The organism is Pseudomonas sp. (assembly GCF_049300855.1).
In the GTDB taxonomy this organism is placed as follows: Bacteria; Pseudomonadota; Gammaproteobacteria; order Pseudomonadales; family Pseudomonadaceae; genus Aquipseudomonas.
The window spans coordinates 35,966-56,892 of the sequence record NZ_JBAQKH010000045.1; the positions used below are offsets into that span (position 1 = coordinate 35,966).

The 20,927-nt window shown below is 59.6% G+C and carries 13 protein-coding genes; 7 read left to right on the forward strand and 6 right to left on the reverse strand.

What is annotated here, in order from left to right:
* The first annotated feature begins 1 nt into the window (after position 1).
* Complete coding sequence (locus WA225_RS23545) at positions 2-3,295, forward strand: SNF2-related protein (protein WP_422609851.1); 3,294 nt, start codon at positions 2-4, stop codon at positions 3,293-3,295.
* Positions 3,296-3,444: 149 nt separating this feature from the next.
* Here WA225_RS23545 and WA225_RS23550 read toward each other — a convergent pair whose 3' ends face one another.
* The 3 genes from WA225_RS23550 to mfd are packed head-to-tail and all read right to left on the reverse strand — an operon-like array spanning position 3,445 to position 10,173.
* On the reverse strand, positions 3,445-6,135 hold the full coding sequence (locus WA225_RS23550) for a DEAD/DEAH box helicase (RefSeq protein ID WP_422609852.1): 2,691 nt from the start codon (positions 6,133-6,135) through the stop codon (positions 3,445-3,447).
* Between the two features lie 11 nt (positions 6,136-6,146).
* Positions 6,147-6,713 carry a CsiV family protein gene (locus WA225_RS23555; RefSeq protein ID WP_422609853.1) on the reverse strand — a complete coding sequence of 189 codons (567 nt, stop codon included), beginning with the start codon at positions 6,711-6,713 and terminating at the stop codon, positions 6,147-6,149.
* 10 nt (positions 6,714-6,723) lie between these two features.
* Entirely contained in the window at positions 6,724-10,173 is a 3,450-nt protein-coding gene (gene mfd / locus WA225_RS23560) for a transcription-repair coupling factor (RefSeq protein WP_422609854.1), read from the reverse strand.
* A 354-nt stretch (positions 10,174-10,527) separates the two neighbouring features.
* Between mfd and WA225_RS23565 the strand changes: the two genes are divergently transcribed.
* Positions 10,528-11,991, forward strand: coding sequence for a glyceraldehyde-3-phosphate dehydrogenase (locus WA225_RS23565; RefSeq protein ID WP_007910488.1), 1,464 nt, complete (start codon positions 10,528-10,530; stop codon positions 11,989-11,991).
* A gap of 182 nt (positions 11,992-12,173) precedes the next feature.
* On the opposite strand, the gene WA225_RS23570 is transcribed toward WA225_RS23565, so the two are convergent.
* Entirely contained in the window at positions 12,174-13,475 is a 1,302-nt protein-coding gene (locus WA225_RS23570; RefSeq protein ID WP_422609855.1) for an MFS transporter, read from the reverse strand.
* Between the two features lie 162 nt (positions 13,476-13,637).
* Between WA225_RS23570 and WA225_RS23575 the strand changes: the two genes are divergently transcribed.
* The gene (locus WA225_RS23575) at positions 13,638-14,582 is read left to right on the forward strand and encodes an FAD:protein FMN transferase (RefSeq protein ID WP_422609916.1); all 945 of its coding nucleotides are present in this window, start codon (positions 13,638-13,640) and stop codon (positions 14,580-14,582) included.
* Positions 14,583-14,779: 197 nt separating this feature from the next.
* Positions 14,780-16,174, forward strand: coding sequence for a Si-specific NAD(P)(+) transhydrogenase (gene sthA, locus WA225_RS23580; RefSeq protein ID WP_064117858.1), 1,395 nt, complete (start codon positions 14,780-14,782; stop codon positions 16,172-16,174).
* Between the two features lie 42 nt (positions 16,175-16,216).
* On the opposite strand, the gene WA225_RS23585 is transcribed toward sthA, so the two are convergent.
* On the reverse strand, positions 16,217-16,939 hold the full coding sequence (locus tag WA225_RS23585; RefSeq protein WP_007910500.1) for a glycerophosphodiester phosphodiesterase: 723 nt from the start codon (positions 16,937-16,939) through the stop codon (positions 16,217-16,219).
* A gap of 14 nt (positions 16,940-16,953) precedes the next feature.
* Positions 16,954-17,535, reverse strand: coding sequence for a PilZ domain-containing protein (locus WA225_RS23590; RefSeq protein ID WP_210703292.1), 582 nt, complete (start codon positions 17,533-17,535; stop codon positions 16,954-16,956).
* A gap of 94 nt (positions 17,536-17,629) precedes the next feature.
* On the opposite strand from WA225_RS23590, the gene WA225_RS23595 reads away from it, so the two are divergent.
* The 3 genes from WA225_RS23595 to WA225_RS23605 all read left to right on the forward strand — a co-directional run bounded on the left by WA225_RS23595 (position 17,630) and on the right by WA225_RS23605 (position 20,879).
* On the forward strand, positions 17,630-18,880 hold the full coding sequence (locus tag WA225_RS23595) for a lipoprotein-releasing ABC transporter permease subunit (protein ID WP_422609856.1): 1,251 nt from the start codon (positions 17,630-17,632) through the stop codon (positions 18,878-18,880).
* Entirely contained in the window at positions 18,873-19,571 is a 699-nt protein-coding gene (lolD, locus tag WA225_RS23600; protein WP_422609857.1) for a lipoprotein-releasing ABC transporter ATP-binding protein LolD, read from the forward strand. Before WA225_RS23595 ends, lolD begins: the two co-directional genes overlap by 8 nt.
* 63 nt (positions 19,572-19,634) lie before the next feature.
* Entirely contained in the window at positions 19,635-20,879 is a 1,245-nt protein-coding gene (locus WA225_RS23605) for a lipoprotein-releasing ABC transporter permease subunit (RefSeq protein ID WP_422609858.1), read from the forward strand.
* The last annotated feature ends 48 nt before the right edge of the window (positions 20,880-20,927 follow it).

The following is a 20,927-nucleotide window of genomic DNA, read 5'->3' on the forward strand; positions in this document are numbered from 1 at the left end:
CATGAGCATTCTCATCGAACAGCTCAAGTCGTTGGCCTGGACTCAGGCATTCAGTAGCAAGGCCCTGGCCAAGGCTCGCGCTTATGCCGCCGATGACCGGGTAGAGATCATCGAGATCCATGACAAAAAGATCGAGGCGTTCTGCGTCGGTTCGGAAAGTCAGGCGTATGAACAAAGCATTTACCTGTCCGAAGATCGGCTGGATTCGGTCAACTTGCGTTGCCTGTGCAGCTGTCCTGTCGTAATCGACTGCAAGCACTGCGCTGCGGTGCTCTATCACCTGCAGGGCAGTGTTGATGATGCGTCTGAAGGTGACGCACAAATCCCTTTGGGGCGGGCGCTGGAACATTGGCTTTCGACCATTCCCGTGCCGGCCAAGCCCGCCGAAGAAGGCGCGCAAACCGCAGGCACGCGCCTGTTTTACAAGCTCAAGCCAACGTCAGTGAGCGGCAAGTGGCTGCTTGATATTTTCAAGGTCTCCCAGCTCAAGAGCGGCGAGTTACGCGAAGTCAAACCGATGTATTCGCTGGCGGAAATGCTCATGCGTCAGCCCGGCTACCTGTCCGAGCTGGATCTGCGCGTCGCCAGGCTGCTGGTTGCCATGCACTCTCACCACGCCTATTACAGCGGCTATCCGCTGGAAGGCAGCAGCGGCGCCGAATTGCTGGAAATGCTCTTGCGCACCTCGCGGCTGTTCCTCGATTTCGAGGATCTGCAACCGTTGGTGGCGGGTGCGAAACGCATCGGCCAGTTCGCCTGGGCCGAGCAGGCCGACGGCGGTTTCCGTGCGCAGTGGAGCAGTGCCGAGGCTGAGCAGGAAACCGTGCTGGCGCTGGAGCCGCTTTATTATCTGGATCGTGAACAGCGGCAGATTGGCCCTCTGTTCAATGAACTGGAAGAAAAACTGGCCAGCCATTTGACGCTGGCGCCGGACATTCCGGCGCGTCAGGCCATGCAGTTCAGCCATCGCATGAGCGCGGCAACGAGAATCCCGCCGCCACACCAACTGACCGAACGGATCATCGACGACGTACTTCCACAGCCACAACTGACCCTCGTCAGCGGTCGGGAGCGCTCGCGCTGGGAATACATTCTTGAGCACCGCGCCGCCCTGGTGTTTACCTACAACGGCCAGCCGACGGTGGATCGCAACCCGGAAGTAATGATCCTCAACGGCACCGAAACCCAGCGCATTCAACGCCAGCCTGCGGTGGAAAAGCAGCTGCGCCAGATCCTGCAAAAGCTCGGCTTCAAGAAAGCCACGCGCAAGAGCTCGCTGGATCGTCCCGGCGAGATGTTCACGTTGGCGGATGATTCTGCTTGGCTCGGGTTTATGCACGAAGGGCTTGCCACGTTGCGCGCCTCAAACTGGGAAGTGGAGATGAGTCCCGGCTTTCATTTCAATGTGCAACCGGTTGAGCATTGGTACGCCGAGGTCGAAGAAGAGGCTGGGCATCAGTGGTTTGATTTGCGGTTGGGTATCGTCGTCAATGGCCAGCGCTACAGCTTGCTGCCGATCCTTCTGCACTTGTTGCGCACGCAGCCGCGCTTGCTTGACCCGGTCGATCTGGCGCAACGCGGCGATGACGAAAAACTCCTGATCGAACTCAAGCCCAGCGCTTTTGGCGACCCTTCAGGCGCCAAGGTCGCGCTGCCGCTGAGTCGGGTCAAACCGCTGATGGCGACGCTGGGCGAGTTGTACCTGGGCGGTCATCAGGGCGATGCACTGCGCTTGAGTGTCCCGGATGCCGCGCGCTTGAGCATGCTTGATGGCGTACCGCTGGAATGGCAAGGTGGCGAGCGGCTGCGCACCTTCGCCAAGCGCTTGCAGAATTCCAGTCACGCCCGCGTCGCTGCGCCGGCCGGCCTTAACGCGCAACTGCGCCCGTATCAGCTCGAAGGCCTCAACTGGATGCAGACCCTGCGCGAGCTTGAGGTCGGCGGCATTCTGGGCGATGACATGGGGCTGGGCAAAACGCTGCAAACCTTGGCGCACCTGCTCACGGAAAAACACGCCGGGCGCCTCGATTGCCCGGCACTGGCGGTGATGCCGACCAGCCTGATTCCCAACTGGCTCGACGAGGCCGAGCGTTTCACCCCCCAGTTGAAAGTATTGGCGCTGCACGGCTCTGGGCGGCAAAAGGATTTCGCGGATCTGGCTGAGTACGATCTGGTGCTGACCACTTACGCGCTGCTGCCGAGGGATCTGGAGACCTTGCAGCCGCAGTCGTGGAGCGTGCTGATTCTCGACGAAGCGCAGAACATCAAGAACCCGCTCAGCAAAGCCGCGCTAGCGGCCCGTGATCTGCAGGCCCGCCAGCGCTTGTGCCTGAGCGGCACGCCGTTGGAAAACCACTTGGGCGAGCTGTGGTCGCAGTTTCATTTCCTCATGCCCGGTTGGCTTGGCGACAGCAAGTCTTTCAATCGCGATTACCGCACGCCAATCGAGAAGCACGGCAATGTTCAGCGCATGCAGCACCTGACAGCGCGCATCAAGCCGTTTTTACTACGCCGCAAAAAGGATCAGGTCGCCACCGAACTGCCACCGAAAACCGAGATCGTGCATTGGGTGGATCTCAGCGACGGCCAGCGCGACGTCTATGAAACGGTTCGCGTGGCGATGGACAAAAAAGTCCGCGACGAAATTGCCCGCAGTGGCGTGGCGCGCAGCCAGATCATCATTCTCGATGCTTTGCTCAAGCTGCGGCAGGTCTGTTGCGACTTGCGCCTGATCAACATGCCGATAACAGCAAAGGCACTGCGTTCCGGCAGTGGCAAGCTGGTCAGCTTGATGGAGATGCTCGAAGAGCTGCTCGGCGAAGGTCGCCGGATCCTGCTGTTTTCCCAGTTCACTTCGATGCTTGCCTTGATCGAGGAAGAATTGCAGCAACGTGACATTGCCTATTCGTTGTTGACCGGTGACACCACGGATCGGCGCACACCGGTGAAGGATTTTCAGGGCGGCAAGGTGCCGCTGTTTCTGATCAGTCTGAAGGCCGGGGGGACTGGTTTGAACCTGACCGCTGCGGATACGGTGATCCACTTCGACCCTTGGTGGAACCCGGCGGTGGAAAATCAGGCAACCGATCGTGCGTATCGAATCGGGCAAAACAACCCGGTGTTCGTTTACAAGCTGATTGCTCGCGGCACGGTGGAGGAAAAAATACAGGCACTGCAGCAGGAGAAGGCGGCGCTGGCCGGGGCGGTGCTTGAGGGCGGGACGACGGGTGGCTGGAAGCTGGAGCAGAGTGACATCGAGGCGCTGTTTGCGCCGCTGCCGGTTTCCAAGGATTGATTGCCTAAGTCTGAGGCCATTATCTGATGGCCCCATCGCTGGCAAGCCAGCTCCCACAGGTATCGAGTTGAAACACAGTTTTGTGTACGACTCACAGCCCTGTGGGAGCTGGCTCGCCAGCGATAGCTATTTAACAGGCGACGCAGGTCTCAACGCTTGTCGAGCTTATCCGGCAACGGCGCAAACAACGCCTCGATATCATCGCTCTGCAACTTCCAGTCCCCGGCCTTGCGCCCATCCAGCACGCCCGCTGCCAAGTCGGATTTTTCCTTCTGCAAGTGCTGAATCTTCTCTTCCACCGTGCCCCGGGCAATCATCTTGTAGACGAACACCGGTTTCTCCTGACCAATCCGATACGCGCGATCGGTGGCCTGATTCTCGGTTGCCGGGTTCCACCACGGGTCGTAGTGAATCACCGTGTCCGCCTCAGTCAGGTTCAAGCCGACGCCACCAGCCTTCAGGCTGATGAGAAAGATCTGACGCTTACCGCTCTGGAACTCCTTCACCGGCGTACGCCGATCACGGGTCTGGCCGGTCAGTAGCGCGTAGGACACGTTGCGTTTTTTCAGCTCTTGCTCGATCAACGACAGCATCGAGGTGAATTGCGAGAACAGCAAAATCCGCCGTCCTTCTTCGAACAATTCCTCAAGCATTTCCATCAAACTGTCGAGCTTGCCTGACGTGCTGCCGCGAGCGGGCAGGGTGGCGTCGTTGACCAGACGCAGATCGCAGCAAACCTGACGCAGCTTGAGCAGCGCTTCAAGAATGATGATCTGGCTGCGCGCCACGCCTTTGCGGGTGATCTCGTCGCGGACTTTCTTGTCCATCGCCAGGCGCATGGTTTCGTACACATCGCGCTGCGCTTCGTTGAGATCGACCCAGTGGATGATCTCGGTCTTCGGCGGCAGCTCAGTGGCAACCTGCTCTTTGGTCCGGCGTAGCAAGAACGGCTTTATCCGACCGTTGAGGTGCTGAAGTCTGACTTCACTGCCGCGCTTTTCAATCGGCACACGGTAATCGGCGTTGAAGCTTTTTACATCGCCCAGCCAGCCCGGCAACAGGAAGTGAAACAGCGACCACAGCTCGCCCAGGTGGTTTTCCAGCGGCGTACCGCTCAGGCACAGGCGCTGACGTGCGTTCAGCTCACGGGCGGCTTGAGCGGCTTTGCTGTTCGGATTCTTGATGTACTGCGCTTCATCCAGCACCAACACATGCAGCGGCTGCCTGGCCAGGCGCTCGACGTCCTTGGGCAGCAGTGCGTAGGTGGTGAGGATCAGGTCGAAATCCGCCAGATTGTCGAAATGCTTTTTGCGACTGGCGCCATACAGAGCGACCACTTTCAGTTGCGGGGTGAAATGCGCCGCCTCATCGAGCCAGTTCGGAATCAGGCTGGTCGGCATCACCACCATGCACGGCCGATCGAGGCGTCCGGCGTTTTTCTCGCTGAGAATATGCGCCAGGGTCTGTAGGGTTTTACCCAGGCCCATGTCGTCCGCGAGAATCCCGCCGACTTCCAGTTGCCGCAGCGATTGCATCCAGCTCAAACCCTCGAGCTGATAAGGACGCAATGTCGCGTTCAGGCCTTGCGGCGCTTCAGCGCTGAAATCACGAATGTCGCGCAGACGTTGCGCAAACGTGCGGATCTGCTCGCCGCCTTCCCAGAGCAGCGGCAGGCCTTCCAGCGAGTTGAGCCGCGTCGCATCCGCCTTGCTCAAGCGCAGGGTGGTTTCGCCCGGTTCCTGCAGATAGAATTCGCCGAGCGTCATCAGCACCGGCTTCAATCGGCCCAGCGGCAGCGCTACCTGCAACGGTCCGTGCTCGCTGTTGCGCTGCGGAATATTCACCAGAATCAGCTCGTCATCGCGACGGCGCGCGAGGCGTTCCGGGTTGAGGATTTCCGCATGCGAGCGCATCAGGTTGAGCAGAATTGGCAACAGGCTCAGTCGCTCACCGTTGACGATGATGCCCAGTTCCAGGTCAAACCAGTCACGCTCCGGCGCTTGCTCGACGGTGGCGTACCAGTCATCCACGGCGGTCAGATCGAAGCCGAATTCCTCGTCGATCTGCAGCTCCCAGGCTTGGCTGCGCAATTTCGGCAGATCGTTGAGGGTGAAGGTCAGCCAGGCGCTGTCGTTGACCATCTCATACAGTTCGCCAGCGCTTTCCGGCAGCGCTTTGCTCTGCCGCGTGGCGATGCGAAATCCGAGGATTCTTAACTGTTCGCGGTAGGACTGTTCGACTTCCGGGTGACGTTTTATCCGCAGCGTCTGGGTTTCCTGACGGATCAGGATGTCGCTGTGCTTCTGCCCGCTGACGTACTCATCCAGATAACTGAACGACAACGCCGCGCGGTGCTGAATATAGCGCTGCATTTTGCCGTTACGCGGTTCGAAAGCGCTGAACTCGACGCTGGCCAGCCACAGACGTGGCAGCGGCTGAACATTATCGACCAGCACTTGCGGCGGCGCTTTCGGGCCACGGTTTTCCAGCACGGCTTGAAGTTTCTCCAACAGCTCGGCGTCTTTGGCGGCGGCGGGGTAGTCGAGGGTTTCCTGCACTTTCAGCAAAACAGCGGCGCAGTGTTTGCAGTTGGTGCGCACCGGGCAGGTGCAGCCGGCGTCCACCAGCAGCAAGGTGCCTTTGGCGGACTCGCGCAGATGAATGGTCTGACGGTAAACGTTACCGCCAGAGCCTTCGCAACTGGCGGTAATCGTTGCATCGCCGACCTGGGCGATGCGTACCCGGTTTTCCACGGCGTAGCGGCGGCCACGCTCCAGGCTCTGTTCCTTGAATCGGCTGACCCAGGAGGGCGCCAACGGTTTACTCAGCGGCGGGTTCATAAGGACTTCGATCAGTCCGGAATCGCTTCAGGCGCTTCCCGTGGCGCAGGCGCGGTCAGGGAAGTGATCTTGATCAGCAGGGCCAGATGGCCGTTGTCGAGATAGTTGAGTTGGCCGTTTTTGGTGTGGCTGTCCTGTTTCAGGCGTTCGCTGGCAGTGACCATGCCGTTACTGTCGATCTGATTGACCCAGAAATCGGCGTTGACGTCGGTGAAACGCCCCAGTTTCATCTCCAGCGTGCCCTCGATCGGGAATTGGCCGAACTGCTCCTGGCCGTCGCTCACCGCGACTTTCGCCGGTGCTTCGCCAAGGGTTTGCTGCCAGGCCTTGTGCATCAACACGCTGTAGTCGCCGCTGGCGGTGAGTTTGGTCACCACGTCATTCAGCGCAGGTGTGCGTTTGCTGTCATCGGCCAGGCGTTGGGCGCCAGCGGCCCAGTCTTCCGGCGCGGCGCGGCTGACAATTGCCGGTACGGCGTTCTGCCGGACCAGAATCATTTCGACCTGATACAGGTCATCGGCAAACGCCATCGGTGCTACGAAAGTGAGTAGCAAAGTCAGTGAGCGAAACAGGCGCATGCGGCGTCCTTCAAACAGATTTCGGGAGGAGGCGCTCAAACAGCGCCTCTACAGTATTAAAGCGCTCTTCCGGACGTTCCATCGGCACCTGGAACTTGAACATCGTCGCGCCTTCGAATTTGTAGCGTTTCGGTTGGCTCTGAATCAGTTTGATCAACGTCATCGGATCGACCGGCGTCTGCGCTTCGAACTCGATACGTCCACCTTGCGGGCCGCCATCGACTTTTTTGATGCCCAATTGTTCAGCCTGCAACTTCAGCGCGGTGATACGCACCAGATTCTTCGTCGGTTCCGGCAGCAGACCGAAGCGGTCGATCATCTCGACTTGCAGATCCTTAAGGCCTTCCTCGTCGGTCGCCGAAGCGATGCGCTTGTACAGGATCAGGCGCGCGTGAACATCCGGCAGATAGTCTTCCGGAATCAGCGCCGGCACGCGCAGATTGACCTCCGGGCCACCGCCGAGCGGTTGATCGAGGTTCGGTTGCTCGCCCTTGCGGATCGATTTCACCGCGCGTTCCAGCATCTCCATATACAACGTGAAGCCCACAGCCTGAATCTGCCCGCTCTGGCCATCGCCGAGCAGTTCGCCGGCGCCACGGATTTCCAGGTCGTTGGTCGCCAGCACGAAACCGGCGCCGAGATCCTGGGTATTGGCGATCGCCTCCAGACGCTTTTCCGCGTCCGAAGTGATTTGCTGGCGCGGCGGCGTCAGCAGGTAGGCGTAAGCCTGGTGGTGACTACGGCCGACACGACCACGCAACTGGTGCAGTTGCGCCAGGCCGAACTTGTCGGCGCGCTCGATGATGATGGTGTTGGCGCTCGGCACGTCGATACCGGTCTCGATGATGGTCGAGGCGATCAGCACGTTGAAGCGCTTGTGATAAAAGTCGCTCATCACCTGTTCGAGATCGCGCTCGCGCATCTGCCCGTGACCGATACCGATACGCGCTTCCGGTACCAGTTCGGCGAGATCGGCGGCGCATTTCTCGATGGTTTTCACATCGTTGTGCAGGTAGTACACCTGACCGCCGCGCAGCAGTTCGCGGAGCAGGGCCTCTTTGACCGTGCTCTTGTTCTGCTCCATGACGAAGGTGCGCACCGACAGGCGTCGCGCCGGCGGCGTGGCGATGATCGACAGGTCGCGCATGCCCGACACCGCCATGTTCAGCGTGCGCGGAATCGGCGTGGCGGTCAGGGTGAGAATGTCGACTTCACTGCGCAGGGCCTTGAGCTGTTCTTTCTGACGGACACCGAAACGGTGTTCTTCGTCGATGATCACCAGCCCGAGGTTTTTGATTTTCACATCGTCGGACAGCAGCTTGTGCGTGCCGATGACGATGTCGATCTTGCCTTCCGCCAGATCGGCGATCGCCGCGTTGACTTCCTTGGCCGATTTGAAGCGGCTCATCACTTCGACGGTCACCGGCCAGTCGGCGAAGCGGTCGCGGAAGCTGTTGTAGTGCTGTTGGGCGAGCAGGGTGGTCGGTACCAGAATCGCAACCTGGCGGCCACCGTGTACGGCGATGAACGCCGCGCGCATGGCCACTTCGGTCTTGCCGAAACCGACGTCGCCGCAGACCAGGCGATCCATTGGTTTCGGCGCGAGCATGTCGGCGCGCACCGCTTCGATGGTCGATTGCTGATCCGGGGTTTCTTCGAACGGGAAACCGGCGCTGAACGTCGCGTAATCGGCTTTCGGGTCGGCGAACGCATAACCTTCGCGAGCGGCGCGGCGGGCATAGATGTCGAGCAATTCAGCGGCAACATCGCGCACCTGTTCGGCGGCTTTGCGTTTGGCTTTCTGCCAAACCTCGGAGCCGAGGCGGTGCAGCGGGGCCAGCGAATCGTCGCTGCCGGTGTAGCGCGCAATCAAGTGCAGGTTGGCCACCGGTACATAAAGCTTGGCGTTCTCGGCGTATTCGAGGGTGAGGAATTCGGCAGCCTGATTGTCGATTTCCAGAATCGTCAGGCCCAGATAGCGACCGACACCGTGGTCGATGTGCACCACCGGCGCGCCTTCGCGCAGCTCGGTGAGGTTCTTGATCACCGCGTCATTGCTGACGTCGCTACGCTTCTCGCGGCGACGGCGTTGCATCACGCGTTGACCGAACAACGGACTTTCTGCGACCAGTGCCAGTGCCGGGTCATCCAGCATCAGACCTTCATCGAGCGGGGCAATGGTGATCGCCAGGCGATCCTTGCTCGCGACGAAGTCCGGCCAGCTGTCGACGGTTTTCGGCCGTAGCTTCAGGCGCTCGAGCAACTCCAGCAGCACTTCGCGACGGCCGGCGGATTCGGCGGTGAACAGCACGCGGCCGGGAAATTCATCGAGGAAGGTCGACAGCGCCGCCAGCGGTTGTGTGGCTTTTGCCTCGATTGCCAGATTCGGCAGTGCTTGCGCCGGGAAGCGCTCGCGGCCGACACCGGTTTCCACGTCTTGCTGGCTGGCGACCACACGTGGCCAGCTCTTCAGGCGGGCGAAGCAGTCTTCCACCGGCAGGAACAATTCGGCGGGCGGCAACAAAGGACGCGAAGGGTCGACGCGACGCTCTTCATAGCGATTGCGCACGTCGTTCCAGAAGTTTTCCGCCGCTTGCTCGATGCCGGGCAGAGAGAACACTTGGGTGTCCTGCGGCAGGTAATCGAACAGCGTCGAGGTTTCGTCGAAGAACAGCGGCAGGTAGTACTCGATACCGGCCGGAGTGATGCCGCTGCTCAGATCCTGAAAAATCGGGCAGCGACGGAAGTCGACGTCAAAGCGCTCACGGAAGCGTGCCTTGAAGCGGGTGACCGCGTCCTTTTGCAGCGGAAACTCGCGGGCCGGCAGCAGCTTGACCGAGTCGACTTTGTCGATGGAGCGCTGGTTTTCCGGATCGAAGGTACGCAGGGTCTCGATTTCGTCGTCGAACAGGTCGATGCGGTAGGGCAGTTTGCTGCCCATCGGGAACAAGTCGATCAGTGCGCCACGGACGGTGAACTCGCCGTGCTCATAAACCGTGTCGACGTAGCGATAGCCGCTGGCTTCGAGCCGTGCACGCATCTGCTCGACATCGAGTTTCTGGCCGACATCCAGCACCAGGCTGCTGCCAAGCAGGAACTTGGTCGGCGCCAGGCGGTGCAGCGCTGTGGTGATCGGCACCACCAGTACACCGTGCGCCAGTTCCGGCAGCCTATATAAGCTGGCAATGCGCTGGGAAATGATGTCCTGGTGCGGCGAGAACAGATCGTACGGCAGGGTTTCCCAGTCGGGGAAATGCAGCACGGGCAAATCCGGGGCGAAGAAACTCAGCTCCTGTTCCAGTCGTTCAGCGCTCTGGCTGTCGGCGGTCAGTAGCAGGGTGAAGCGCTTGGCAGCGCTGGCAGCCTCGGCAATCGCCAGGCTGAGGGCAGCACCGGGCAGATTGCCCCAATGCTGTTTACCTGCCTCGGCAGGGAGTAGCGGTAGACGCAGAACGGGCACGGAAGGTTGAGCTCCAGGCTTTGCGGCAAAGTCGGTAATTGTAGCGGCGTCCGGTGCCGCCTGTCAGTTGCAGACTACGTCTATCTTCGATGTTTACGCGAAATGTAGTGGTAACCATAAAAACCAGCCGTTTTTTAGCGATTATGTAGTGCCGAAAGTGGCTGGTGTTACGGAGGGTTACAGACATCGTCTAACAGTCGTCGAAAAATTGACTGCGCTGAAAGCCCCGGTTTTACTGGGCTGGAGAGAGGCGTAATTTTTTTGAACGGAATTTTGTTACCGATTGCGCGACAAGCGCGCATTGCTACAAGAGGTAGTCGGCGGCATAATGTAGCCCCTTTTTTCTGCCCCTACATGTGGAAGGTTACCGTGACTCAGAAGCCCGACCAGTGTCTTGGTGAATGGATCGACCGTGAAGCACTCGCAGAAGCGATGATTCCGCTTATCGGTCAGCTCTACCGCAATAACAACGTGGTGAGCTCGATCTATGGCCGCAGCCTGATCAACCAGTCTGTCATCGCGATTCTCAAAGCTCACCGCTTTGCGCGCCACCGTTCTTCCGACGACAGCGAACTCTCCGTCCACGAAACATTCCCACTGCTCAAGGCCATGAGCGAGCTCAAGCTCGGCGCGGCCTCGGTAGACTTGGGCAAGTTGGCGTTCAAATTCCGTAACGAAGGCAATGGCCGCAGCGCCGAGCAGTTCGTACGTGAAGAAATGGCTGACGTGGTTGGCCAGCAAAACGCTTCCGCACGTAAAGGCACCGACGTTGTGCTGTACGGCTTCGGTCGTATCGGCCGTCTGCTGGCGCGCATCCTGATCGAAAAAACCGGTGGTGGCGACGGTCTGCGTCTGCGTGCCATCGTCGTGCGCAAAGGCGCCGACAACGACCTGACCAAGCGCGCCAGCCTGCTGCGTCGCGATTCGGTGCATGGTTCGTTCAACGGCACCATTACCATCGACGAAGAAAACAACACCATCACCGCCAACGGTAACCTGATCCAGGTGATCTACGCGAAGAACCCGACTGAAGTGGATTACACCCAGTACGGCATCAAAGACGCGCTGCTGGTGGACAACACCGGTGTATGGCGTGACGCCGATGGTCTGGGCCAGCACTTGCAGTGCCCGGGTATCGACCGCGTTGTTCTGACCGCGCCTGGCAAAGGCAAGCTGAAGAACATCGTGCACGGCATCAACCACGGTGAAATCACCGCTGACGACAAGATCGTGTCCGCCGCTTCCTGCACCACCAACGCCATCGTGCCGGTGCTCAAAGCTGTGAATGACAAGTTCGGCATCATCAACGGTCACGTCGAAACCGTTCACTCGTACACCAACGACCAGAACCTGATCGACAACTTCCACAAGGGCGATCGCCGTGGCCGTAGCGCCGCGTTGAACATGGTGATCACCGAGACCGGTGCTGCCACCGCTGCTGCCAAGGCCCTGCCTGAGCTGGCCGGCAAGCTGACCGGTAATGCGATCCGCGTTCCGACGCCAAACGTGTCGATGGCCATTCTCAACCTCAACCTTGAGAAAGCCGCTACCCGTGAAGAGATGAACGAGTACCTGCGCTACATGGCGCTGCACTCCGATCTGCACAAGCAAATCGACTTCGTCAATTCGCAGGAAGTGGTTTCCACTGACTTCGTTGGCTCGCGCCACGCCGGTGTGGTTGACGCTGAAGCGACCATCGTGCAGGACAACCGCGTTGTTCTGTACGTCTGGTACGACAACGAGTTCGGTTACAGCTGCCAGGTTATCCGCGTGATGGAAGACATGGCCGGTGTAAACCCGCCAGCGTTCCCGCGCTAAGCGATAGCTGCACATGAAAACGCCCCGACTTTGGTCGGGGCGTTTTTTTATGCCTGAAAAATCTTCATTGCCTGTTGTGGCCTCATCGCTGGCAAGCCAGCTCCCACAGGGTCCAGGGGGGTGAATGCAATCGTATAACCGCCAAATAAACCTGTGGGAGCTGGCTTGCCAGCGATAGATTCCTATCGGGCGCCGCCGGGTATGGCTGCTTGCGCCGTGCGCAGTTCATGCTTGTTGCCACGGAACAGCACCAGCGTCGCAATCAACCCCAACACCGCCGCGCCACTGAGCCAGATCCCCGGTGCTGCCTTGTTATCCAGCACATGAATCAGATACGTACACGCCGCCGGGGTAAACCCGCCGAAGGTTGCCGTTGCCAGGCTGTAAGCCAGCGAGAACCCGGTCGTGCGCACTTCCACCGGCATGATCTCGGTCAGCGCCACCACCATCGCGCCGTTGTACGAACCGTAGAGGAAAGACAGCCACAACTCGACAATCAGCAAATGGCTGAAGCTCGGGTTCGCCACCAGCCACGACAGCGCCGGATAGGCTGTAAGAATCGCCAGAATCGTCGCCGCCAGCAGTAGGGGTTTACGTCCGATCTTGTCAGACACCGAACCCATTACCGGCAACCAGAAGAAGTTCGACAGGCCGATGCACACCGTCACCAGCAACGCATCAAAGTCCGACAAGTGCAGCTCAGCCTTGCCGAACGTCGGGGTGTAAGCGGTGATCAGGTAGAAAGACACCGTGGTCATCACCACCAACGCCATGCCAGCGATGACGATGCCAAAGTTCTGACCAATCGAGCGGACAATTTCACGCAGGGTAGGGCGATGTTTCCTGGCCTGGAACTCCGGCGTTTCCTCCAGTGAACGGCGAATGACGAAGATCACCGGCACAATCATGCAACCGATCAGGAACGGCACGCGCCAGCCCCAATCGCCCATTTGTTCCGGGCTCAGCCAGTGATTGAGGCCGACGCCCAGCAGGCCGGCGAAGACCACCGCCGCTTGTTGGCTTGCAGACTGCCAACTGACGAAGAAGCCCTTGCGGCCCGGTGTGGCGATTTCTGCCAGATAGACAGAGACACCGCCCAACTCCACGCCAGCCGAAAAGCCTTGCAGCAAACGGCCGAACAGTACGATCAGCGGCGCAGCGACGCCGAGGGTGGCATAGCCCGGCACGCAGGCGATCAGTACCGTACCGGCCGCCATCAGCGCCAGCGTGATGATCAGCCCTTGGCGACGGCCATGGCGGTCAATATAAGCACCAAGGAAAATCGCCCCCAACGGTCGCATCAGGAAGCCGGCACCGAAGGTCGCCAGCGAAAGCATCAGGGAAGCGAAGGCGCTGTCGGCCGGAAAGAAAGTCTTGGCGATGGCCGTGGCGTAGAAGCCGTAGACCATGAAGTCGAACATTTCGAGAAAGTTGCCGCTGACAACGCGAAAAATCGCTTTGCCTTTGCCCGTGGTGGTGGACATGTTCAGGTACTCACTATTGGATTTTGTATAAAGATGTTGCAGATCCTTTAATTCATAATGGCCGCCGTGGTTTTACGGAGAGATGAATAATTGTTCACTGGACGGTTGCTTGGGCTTGTGATTCTGGTTGGCGTATTGGCTGGCTGCGGCAATGGCGATGCCATGGAGAGCTTCGGTGGGCCGACCATGGGCAGCACGTATTCGATCAAATACGTGCGCCGTGCGGGCCTTGCCGATCCCGTGCAAGTTCGCAGCGAAGTGGAAGGCATCCTCGGCGAAGTCGACCGGCAGTTATCCACCTATCGCAATGACTCGGACATCGAGCGTTTCAATGAATTGCCGGCCAACAGCTGTCAGAAAATGCCTGCATCGGTGCTCGAATTGGTCCGCGTTGGCGAACAGCTGTCAGTGCAAAGCGAAGGCTCCTACGACCTCACTGTCGAGCCGCTGATGAATCTCTGGGGCTTCGGCCCGCAGGGACGCGAGGAGAAAGTCCCGGACGCCAAAGCGCTTGCCGAAGTCATGCAGCGCGTTGGTCAGCAGCATCTGCGCATCGATGGCGAGCAGTTGTGCAAGGACGCGGCAGTCGAAGTCGATTTCAACAGCATTGCTGCCGGTTATGCCGTCGACACTATCGCGGCGAGGCTCGACGCCATGGGCATTCAAGACTACTTGGCCGAAGCCACAGGTGAATTAAAGGCCAAAGGCAGAAAACTCGACGGCTCACCCTGGCGCATCGCTTTGGAAGAACCCCGTGATGATCAACAGGTCGCCGAGCGCATCATCAATGTCGATGGCTACGGCGTTTCCACCTCCGGCGACTACCGCAACTATTTCCTGCAGGACGGTCGGCGCTATTCCCACACCTTTGATGCCCGCACGGGGGCACCGGTCCTACACAGCCTGGCGTCCGTCACGGTGATTCATCCTTCAGCGCTGATGGCCGATGGACTATCGACGCTGTTGCTTATTCTCGGCCCCGAAAGGGCTTGGGACTATGCCGAAAAACATGAGATTGGTGCATTCTTTGTCATTCGTGCCGATACAGGTTTTGTCGTCCGCACCAACTCGGCTTTCGAGCACCTCAGTGGCAAAAAAACTGACTGAGAACAATACGAAAGCTGGCGTTGTAGTGCAGGCAAAAGTAGCCTACGACGCGACCAAGGGTTAATGTGCGCGGCGTTGACGCTTCTATAGACTGTGTCCGGGTTCTTGATTGACCCCCAATTGTTCCTTCGCGCCGCCGTTCGGCGTGATTTAGCCGCCGGTGCTGCTGGCACCGCGGCCTGTTCTGAGGAGTACGCATGGCTGTCTACAACTACGACGTGGTGGTACTGGGTTCCGGCCCGGCGGGAGAAGGCGCGGCAATGAACGCCGCCAAAGCAGGGCGCAAGGTCGCGATGGTCGACAGCCGTCGCCAGGTCGGCGGCAACTGCACCCACCTCGGCACCATTCCGTCCAAGGCACTGCGTCACTCGGTGCGGCAGATCATGCAGTTCAACACTAACCCTATGTTCCGGGCGATCGGCGAGCCACGCTGGTTCTCCTTCCCGGACGTGTTGAAAAGTGCCGAGAAAGTCATTTCCAAACAAGTCGCCTCGCGCACCGGCTACTACGCCCGTAACCGCGTCGACGTGTTCTTCGGCACCGGCAGCTTCGCCGACGAGCAAACCATCGAAGTGGTCTGCGCCAACGGCGTGGTCGAGAAACTGGTGGCCAAGCACATCATCATCGCCACCGGTTCGCGTCCGTATCGCCCGGCGGACATCGATTTCCACCACCCGCGTATCTACGATAGCGACACCATCCTCAGCCTCGGCCACACCCCGCGCAAACTGATCGTTTACGGCGCCGGCGTGATCGGTTGCGAATACGCCTCGATCTTCAGCGGTCTGGGTGTGTTGGTTGAACTGGTCGACAACCGTGGTCAGTTGCTGAGCTTCCTCGACTCGGAAATCTCCCAGGCGTTGAGCTACCACTTCAGCAACAACAACATCACCGTGCGCCACAACGAAGATTACGATCGCGTTGAAGGCGTCGACAACGGCGTGATCCTGCACCTGAAGTCTGGCAAGAAGATCAAGGCCGACGCCTTGCTCTGGTGCAACGGTCGTACCGGTAACACCGACCAGCTCGGTCTGGAAAACATTGGCGTCAAGGTCAACAGCCGTGGCCAGATCGAGGTCGACGAGGCTTACCGCACCTGCGTGCCGAACATCTACGGTGCCGGTGACGTGATTGGCTGGCCGAGCTTGGCCAGTGCCGCCCACGACCAGGGCCGTTCGGCTGCTGGCAGCATCGTTGATAACGGTAGCTGGCGCTTTGTGAATGACGTGCCGACCGGTATCTACACCATTCCGGAGATCAGCTCGATCGGCAAGAACGAGCAGGAACTGACTCAGGCCAAAGTGCCGTACGAAGTCGGCAAGGCGTTCTTCAAGAGCATGGCGCGTGCGCAGATTGCCGGTGAGCCGCAAGGCATGCTGAAGATCCTGTTCCACCGTGAAACCCTGGAAGTGCTCGGCGTTCACTGCTTCGGTTATCAGGCGTCGGAGATCGTCCACATCGGTCAGGCGATCATGAGCCAGCCGGGCGAGTTGAACACGCTGAAGTACTTCGTCAACACGACGTTCAACTACCCGACCATGGCCGAAGCCTATCGGGTAGCGGCGTACGACGGTCTCAACCGGCTTTTTTGACGGGCTCCGGCCGGTGGCCTGAGCCGGCCGGGGAGACCGATTTCAGCAATTCTCGAGCGTGGCAGTGGCCAAACCGGGAAAGTCTGTAATCAGGCTGTCAACGCCGAAGTCGGCGAGTCTGCGCATCAGCGCAGGCTCGTTGACGGTCCACACCGACACATGCAGCCCCTGACGCTGCGCCTTCTGCAGGCGTTCCGGCGTACACAGGGTCCAGTTCAGCGCAAGAATCTCACAGCCGTAACTGGCCGCGACCTTCAACGGGTCGAGCCAGGCGTATTCGGCGACCAGTCCGCGTGACACATCCGGCACCAGATCCAGCGCCGCTTTCAACACTTCCCGCGAACTCGAGGTGATCGTCACCTTGTCGAGCAGGCCATGCCGTTGGGCCATTTCACGAATCGCCAGCACCGTGGTTGCCGCGCGAGTACGTGAAGCGCTTTTCACTTCCAGCTGCCAGTGCTCGAAATCGCACTTCTCGAATAACTCTTCCAGGGTCGGAATCGGGCACGGCTTGATCCAGCCCGGGCCACCCTTGCGCGCGTCGTAGGTCACCAGTTCGGCGGCAGTGTGCTCGACGACCTTGCCGCGCCGTTCGGTGGTGCGCTTGAGGGTCGGGTCGTGGATGACCATCAGCTCGCCGTCCTTGGACAGGTGCAGATCGAGTTCGCAGCGGCGCACGCCGTGCTTGAGACATTCCTGAAAACTGCTCAGGGTGTTTTCCGGTGCTTCGCCCTTGGCGCCGCGGTGGCCGTAGATGAGGGTCACGGTTCTTCCTTAAATTAAATGCCTGATTCGTTCTGTTCGCGGGCCAGACGTCGTTCCTGGGCCTGCTTCTGCAAGATATAGCGGGCGAGCAACTGGCGCTGGGCGTCGGTCAAGTGTTCGAACTCGGTGCCGACGTCATAACCGTCGCCCTTGCGGTCGCAATGGGTGACGCGGGCGCGCAGCAGCAGGCCCAGCGCTTGCGGCATCAGCACCAGTTTCACCGACAGGTGTGCGCCGGTGGCAATCGGCGTCGGGTACTGAAAGTCGATCCCGCCTTCGGAGATGATCACCGGTTGCGGCTCGCCGATATGGCCGAGCACGGTCAGGGCGACCACCTGGCTGAGCAGGTCGATGCGCTTGTTCTGGGATTTCAGGAACGCGGCGATGGCCCGGTCGCGCTCGCTGATCTGGCGCAACAGGTGCTGCGACTCGAATTCGCTCAGGTGCAGTTCACTGAGCAGGTTGAAGAGCGGGGAAGCATCCTGCAACACTTCCTGGCCTGCGGCTTCGGGAGCGGACAGGGGCCGAATTTCCAGTGCGATCGTGTCCTCGATACGGTAGTATTCGCGGCGATCTTCTTCATCTAATGTCGACATGGCGAACCCATGGTAGCGGCGGTGGTCTGAGTGTAAAGCTGGTTATCGACCCCCGCCACAAGGACGTTCCTTTTCCCTCCGAACAAGCCCCGACATGTTCAGACCTCTCTTCGTATTTATCGGCACGCGTTATACCCGTGCAAAGCGTCGCAATCATTTTGTGTCATTCATTTCCCTGACTTCGATGATCGGGCTCGCCCTTGGCGTGGTCGTGATGATCGTCGTGCTGTCGGTGATGAATGGCTTCGATCATGAGATGCGCACCCGCGTGCTGGGCATGGTGCCCCACGCGACCATTGAATCCACCGAGCCGATCAACGATTGGCAAAGCCTGGCGACCCAGGTCAAGCAGAACCCGCAGGTGACGGCGGTTGCGCCGTTCACCCAGATGCAGGGCCTGTTGACCAATAACGGTCAGGTGTCCAAGGTGTTGCTCAACGCCATCGACCCGGCGCTGGAGCGCAACGTGTCGATCATCGACAACTTCATGAAGCAGGGCAAACTCGACGATTTGACGCCGGGCAGCTTCGGCATCGTGATTGGCGACAAGGCCGCGACCAAGCTCGGCGTCGGCATCGGTGACAAGGTCACCTTTGTCGCGCCGGAGGTCAGCGTGACCCCGGCCGGGATGTTTCCGCGCATGAAGCGCTTTACCGTGGTCGGCATATTCCATGTCGGCGCCGGTGAGCTCGACGGCTATCTGGGCGTCACCAACCTGCAGGATCTGGCGAAGATGCACCGCTGGAAGCCTGATCAGGTGCAGGGCATTCGCCTGAAGTTCGACGACCTGTTTCAGGCGCCGCGCGTAGCATGGAACATCGCGCAGCAGCTTGGCGAAGACCATTACTACGCCCGCGACTGGACGCGCACCCACGGCAATCTGTATCAGGCGATCCGCATGGAAAAAGCCATGATCGGCCTGCTGTTGTTGCTGATCGTTGCTGTGGCGGCGTTCAACATCATTTCCACGCTGGTGATGGTGGTCAACGACAAGAAGGGCGACATCGCCATTCTGCGCACATTGGGCGCAACGCCGGGCACGATCATGCGCACGTTCATGGTGCAAGGCACGGTGATCGGCGTGGTCGGTACGGCGATTGGCGCGGTGGTCGGTATTTTCGCCGCGCTTAATGTCAGCGCCGCGATCTCGGCACTGGAAGGCCTGATCGGCCACAAATTCCTTAATGCTGACGTGTATTTCATTGATTATCTTCCGTCGCAGGTGCAGATCCAGGATGTCGTCATGGTCTGCGCGGCGGCGTTGGTCCTGAGTTTCCTCGCCACCCTGTATCCCGCCTGGCGTGCCGCGCGCACCCAGCCGGCGGAGGCGCTACGTTATGAGTGAGTCGGGCATGAGTGAACAAGCAATCTTGAGCTGCCGTAACCTGGGCAAATCCTACGAGGAAGGTCCGGAATCGGTAGAAGTCCTCGCCGGCCTGCAACTGGAGTTGCACCCGGGCGAGCGTGTGGCAATTGTCGGCACCTCGGGTTCGGGCAAAAGTACCTTGCTCAACCTGCTCGGCGGCCTCGATACGCCGACCAAGGGCAGCGTCTGGCTCGACGGTGAAGAGCTGTCGGCATTGAGCGAGAAGAAGCGCGGCCTGCTGCGTAACCGTGCGCTCGGTTTCGTCTATCAGTTCCACCACTTGCTGCCGGAATTCACTGCGCTGGAAAACGTCTGCATGCCGCTGTTGATCGGCAAGACGCCGATCCCGGAAGCCCGTCTGCGCGCGACCGCTTTGCTGGAACGCGTCGGCCTCGGCCATCGTCTGGAGCACAAACCGGCGGAACTGTCCGGTGGTGAGCGTCAACGTGTCGCTATCGCCCGCGCCTTGGTCAACAAGCCAGGCCTGGTGATGCTCGACGAGCCTACCGGCAACCTCGATTCGCACACCGCGCAAGGCATTCAGGATTTGATGCTGGAACTCAGCACTTCGATGCGCACCGCGTTTCTGGTGGTGACTCACGACATGAACCTGGCCCGCCAGATGGATCGCGTACTGCACCTGCAAGAAGGTCGTCTTACGCCTATCTGATTGGCTGAAACCCGACACCTGAAAAGGTGTCGGGTCTTTTATTTTTATACGGTGCCCCAGCGAATGTTCAGACCGTTATCGATCTTTATCGGCACGCGCTATACCCGCGCCAAGCGCCGCAATCGCTTTGTTTCGTTCATTTCGATGACCTCGATGATCGGCCTCGCCCTCGGCGTGCTGGCAATGATCGTGGTGTTGTCGGTGATGAACGGCTTCCAGCGCGAAATGAGCTCGCGCATCCTCGGCATGGTGCCGCACGCGACCATCGTTGGCGTTAAGCCGATCGATGACTGGCAGCCGGTGGCTGCCGCCGCGATGAAGAATCCTGAAGTGACTGCCGCCGTACCGTTCACCGAAATGGAAGGCATGCTCTCCTATAAGGGCCTGATGCAGCCAATCCAGATCAGCGGCGTCGATCCGGCGCAGGAAGGCAAGGTCTCGATCGTTGCCCAGCACATTGTCCAGGGCCGTCTCGATGCCTTGAAGCCGGGCGAGTTCGGTGTGGTAATCGGTGAAATCACCGCCCGCCATTTCCGCCTAAACGTCGGTGACAAGATCACTTTGATCGTCCCGGAAGTCAGCACCGCACCGGGCGGCATCACCCCGCGCATGCAGCGGCTGAACGTGGTGGGTGTGTTCAAGGTTGGCGCAGAACTGGACGGCTCGATGGGCCTGATCCATGTCGCCGATGCCGCGACCATGCAGCATTGGGAACCGAATCAGGTGCAGAGTGTGCGTCTGGCGGTCAAAGATCTGTACGCCGCACCGAAAGTCTCCTCGGATATCGCCGCCGGTTTGGGCACCGATTTCAAGGCTGACGACTGGACGCACACTCAGGGCAGCCTGTTCAGTGCGATGAAGATGGAAAAAACCATGATTGGCCTGCTGTTGCTGATGATCGTCGCGGTGGCGGCGTTCAACATCATCGCAACGCTGATCATGGTGGTGAACGACAAGGGCGCGGACATCGCGATCCTGCGCACCATCGGCGCCACGCCGCGACAGATCATGGCGATCTTCATGGTGCAGGGCACCGTGATCGGTATTGTCGGCACCCTTATTGGCGGTGTGCTGGGTGTGATTGCCGCACTGAATGTCAGCGAGATGGTTGGCTGGGTCGAGCGCGTGAGCGGGCAGCACATCTTCAGTTCGGATGTATATTTCGTCAGCAATCTGCCGTCGGAACTGCAGGGCGGGGATGTGCTGTTGATCTGCTCGGCAGGCTTTATTCTGAGCTTTTTGGCGACGGTATATCCGGCGTGGCGGGCGGCGAAGATCGAGCCGGCTCACGCGCTGAGATATTCCTGAGTTTCAAGTCCGTCTTCGCGAGCAAGCTCGCTCCCACAGGGTTTCGGG

Bases quoted from the DNA above. Each gene is read 5' to 3' on its own strand.
- WA225_RS23545 (WP_422609851.1), top strand. From the start codon at position 2: ATGAGCATTCTCATCGAACAGCTCAAGTCGTTGGCCTGGACTCAGGCA.
- WA225_RS23550 (WP_422609852.1), bottom strand. From the start codon at position 6,135: ATGAACCCGCCGCTGAGTAAACCGTTGGCGCCCTCCTGGGTCAGCCGA.
- WA225_RS23555 (WP_422609853.1), bottom strand. From the start codon at position 6,713: ATGCGCCTGTTTCGCTCACTGACTTTGCTACTCACTTTCGTAGCACCG.
- WA225_RS23565 (WP_007910488.1), top strand. From the start codon at position 10,528: ATGTGGAAGGTTACCGTGACTCAGAAGCCCGACCAGTGTCTTGGTGAA.
- WA225_RS23570 (WP_422609855.1), bottom strand. From the start codon at position 13,475: ATGTCCACCACCACGGGCAAAGGCAAAGCGATTTTTCGCGTTGTCAGC.
- WA225_RS23575 (WP_422609916.1), top strand. From the start codon at position 13,638: ATGGAGAGCTTCGGTGGGCCGACCATGGGCAGCACGTATTCGATCAAA.
- sthA (WP_064117858.1), top strand. From the start codon at position 14,780: ATGGCTGTCTACAACTACGACGTGGTGGTACTGGGTTCCGGCCCGGCG.
- WA225_RS23590 (WP_210703292.1), bottom strand. From the start codon at position 17,535: ATGTCGACATTAGATGAAGAAGATCGCCGCGAATACTACCGTATCGAG.
- WA225_RS23595 (WP_422609856.1), top strand. From the start codon at position 17,630: ATGTTCAGACCTCTCTTCGTATTTATCGGCACGCGTTATACCCGTGCA.
- lolD (WP_422609857.1), top strand. From the start codon at position 18,873: ATGAGTGAGTCGGGCATGAGTGAACAAGCAATCTTGAGCTGCCGTAAC.
- WA225_RS23605 (WP_422609858.1), top strand. From the start codon at position 19,635: ATGTTCAGACCGTTATCGATCTTTATCGGCACGCGCTATACCCGCGCC.